Raw genomic sequence first — 3,053 nt, 5'->3', positions numbered from 1 at the left:
GCTCAAGAAGAAGCTCGTCACATATGACGAGCCCCGCAAGAAATGGACGCTAACCGCGGCAGGCCAAGTGGCCGCAACCGAGGTGCGCCAGCGGCGTCACGTGAGCAGCAATATTGCTGCCATGGTGGCGAGAAGCGGGGCCCGCGATGACGACTAAAATCGTCCGAAACGCTCCGTACGAACCGATCGGTTCGATTTGCCATTTTTCCGCAAATCGTCCGTACGGACGAAATCCCGTACGACTTCAACAAAAACAGGCAAAAAGCTCAATGAAATCAAACCGTACGCTCCGTACGGCTTTTCTCTAAAAACAGCATTGGTGGTGGGTGGTTTTAACCACCAACCACCGTCGTACGTACGTACCCTTTTCCTAGGAACGGACGAACGGACGATTTCACCGAGACCAACCAACCAGAGGAGAGAACCATGAAAGCACAGAAATGTTTGCAATCGAATCGTACGCCGCTGAACGCCAGCGCTTCACCAAGAACGACAAGGGCGGCCTAGACTGCCCATGGGAGCCGTGCCGGGTGATTGGCGTGACAAAGGATGGGGACGGCGAGTTGGTCTTCATTGTTGAAACCCAACACGGCCGCGACCGCATGCTGGAAACCGAAACGTACGTGCGGCGCGCATGAAGAAGGTGCCGCTGGACAATCAGCGCTTCGCCGATCGACGCCTCGGCGACGACCTACGCGTGCCGCGTGCGGGTTCTTCATCGCGAAGCGGACTCTGAGCCGCCTCGCGCGAGTTCTCTTGGACAATCAGCAAGGCGAGGTAACCGGCCAGCCCAAACATCAGCAATCTCAACATCGATTTGAATCCTTGTTGAGACCAGCAACGTTGCTGCATCGCCGCGGTTCCCAAGCCTCCCCGCACCCGCCAACGACAACCAGATCCAAGGAGAAAGCAGCATGACCACTATCGACCCAAGGCAAACCCAGGCGCGCGAGATTGTTGAGGACGCTATCAGCAAACTGCGTGCGATGGGTATGACCGCGGATGGCGCGGCATCGCTGCTGTGCATTCAAGGTGCGGTTCGCGTCGAGGACATGGCGAAGCGCAAGTCCAACGTAAAGACGGTGGCGCAATTCGCCGAGGACCCCATCGATGCGTAGACCGTTTCTGCAGTCGCGTGTCTGGCGTGAACACGTCAGACCGCGGCAGCTTGCGCTCGAGCCGCTGTGCCAGTGGTGCAAGGCGCTTGGCATCGTAGAGATTGCGACTGACGTCGACCATATCAGGCGACCGAATGGTGACCTATCGCTCGAGCGCGACGAGCTCAATCACCAGAGCCTTTGCAAATCGCACCATTCATCTAAGACAAGGTGGGAAGACGCCGGCGGCAAAGGGACGTTGATCATCGGTTACGACCTCGGCGGCTGGCCGGTCAGCTGGAGCCCAGAGGCGGGACTTCATTGAGGCAGGGTGGGGCGCCTCAACTCTCTAAATCAATCAGCGCGTCATACCGTTCGGCAAGGCTGGCGCTAGTGCAAATACAGGAATCGGTGACTCGCGCGCGTGCGCGCAAGCGCGCGCGAAGGGGGGGGCCTAGGCAATCTCGGCCGAGGCCGAAATTGTCCTACCGTCGCAACCGGAATGTACGCATTTTTCCAATTGAAAATATGGGGTCGGGCAATCACCCCGCGTCAACGAAATATCGATATAGACACGCCGAACAACGTGGCGATCGTAGGGACGGCTAAGATAAATACTCCCAGATCAAAAAGGATTCGGACAACGATTCTAACCCGAAGACGTGATGTCGCGTCGAGTGCCCAGAAAACACTCACCAAAGCCGCTAAATCTGAATCAAATTCAGCCTCGTCCTTAGCGGCATGTGATAGAATTGATTCAGTATTCATGGCCTTAATAACCTGCTTCTGAGCAGAATTAGAACTTTCTATCTTTTTCGCGACGTGCGACTTGAGAGCCTTGAATGTCGCCTGTGCCCTATAAAACCCGACATATTTGTTGTAGTAATCAGCTCCATTTATGGCACTCTTTATCGAAGCGGGGACCATTACGCTGTATACGGCCGCCGCTATTCCGACAAAGAAAGATCCATAGTAAAAAGCATAGATACGCCACGGCGTATGCGAGACAAAAATGTGAAACCTTTGGTCTATATCGGCATAGTCGACAATCTTGTTATTAAGCAGGATGAGGTACCCGGCGAAGGGCATCAACACCGACAGGCGAGTGGCAGGTGACTCACCGATATTTCGTAGTTTTTGCCACCTTGAGCGGCCTTCGTACCACCGCGGAAACACTCGCACCATTTTACCCAGTTCCATGCGAGCCCCTCGGAAACAACGACATCATCTAATTGTCCGTCTCAAAAAAAGGAAAGACGCCGGGATTTCTCCCGGCGCCTCCCTGTTTTTCAGATCAAGACCTTCAGGATCGCGGCGACTGCCAAGAGGCAGGCCGCGAGATTGATCTTAATGCTGATGGTCACAGTGGTGCGTTTCCACATGGGATTTACGCCCTTTCCGGACCACGCCGGCGCAGCCCATGAGGGTTGCGGTTAGCGCACCATCGAAGGACATTTTCCCGGCCCTTCATGGCAGCATCGGACCGGCGTCAGCGTTTCGAACCGCGTTCGTCGGACCCCGTTGGATTCCGGTGTACGTCGCCACTTGTCCCTGTCGCGGGGTGCGTCGCCGATCCGGCACGGGCCTCAAGGGTAGCCATTTGAGGTTCCGCTTATCCAAGGCGGAGTCATTTGGAGCTCGAGGTTGGCTCGGACACTAGCATCGATGCCCCGGAAACACAAGATGTAGCAATCTTGCTGGCCGAGAACGCATGATATTGACATTCTAGGCGAATTCGCCTATAAGCCGTGTCATCGAGTCGTGCGGCCATCGAGGCGCACCTTCCCCTTAAGGAGAAGACCGCCACAAGGCGGCAGGCAGCCGGCATTGCCGGCACAATGCAACGGTCGCGTGGGGCGACCTCTCGGAACAGAGCACATCAATGCAAAATCTGGAGGCCGCCTTCGAGGCGACGGGTCGCGTTGCGGCCAATGACGACACGCCTGTGTTCGACGT

Annotated in this window: 3 protein-coding genes; 2 read left to right on the top strand and 1 reads right to left on the bottom strand. The window is 56.1% G+C overall.

Annotation, left to right across the window (positions count from 1 at the left end):
• Positions 1-440: 440 nt before the first annotated feature.
• Complete coding sequence (locus EN742_RS29905) at positions 441-638, top strand: hypothetical protein (RefSeq protein ID WP_127392578.1); 198 nt, start codon at positions 441-443, stop codon at positions 636-638.
• A 276-nt stretch (positions 639-914) separates the two neighbouring features.
• On the top strand, positions 915-1,118 hold the full coding sequence (locus EN742_RS29900) for a hypothetical protein (protein ID WP_128333609.1): 204 nt from the start codon (positions 915-917) through the stop codon (positions 1,116-1,118).
• Positions 1,119-1,649: 531 nt separating this feature from the next.
• Here the strand turns inward: EN742_RS29900 and EN742_RS29895 are convergent.
• Positions 1,650-2,297 (bottom strand): hypothetical protein, encoded by a 648-nt coding sequence (locus EN742_RS29895; RefSeq protein WP_128333608.1) that lies wholly within the window; start codon positions 2,295-2,297, stop codon positions 1,650-1,652.
• Positions 2,298-3,053 lie beyond the last annotated feature (756 nt).

The organism is Mesorhizobium sp. M4A.F.Ca.ET.020.02.1.1 (assembly GCF_004022645.1).
Lineage (GTDB): Bacteria > Pseudomonadota > Alphaproteobacteria > Rhizobiales > Rhizobiaceae > Mesorhizobium.
The sequence above is the reverse complement of the archived record's forward strand: the minus strand, read 5'-3'. Positions and strand labels throughout refer to the sequence as shown.

Bases quoted from the DNA above. Each gene is read 5' to 3' on its own strand.
- EN742_RS29905 (WP_127392578.1), top strand. From the start codon at position 441: ATGTTTGCAATCGAATCGTACGCCGCTGAACGCCAGCGCTTCACCAAG.
- EN742_RS29900 (WP_128333609.1), top strand. From the start codon at position 915: ATGACCACTATCGACCCAAGGCAAACCCAGGCGCGCGAGATTGTTGAG.
- EN742_RS29895 (WP_128333608.1), bottom strand. From the start codon at position 2,297: ATGGAACTGGGTAAAATGGTGCGAGTGTTTCCGCGGTGGTACGAAGGC.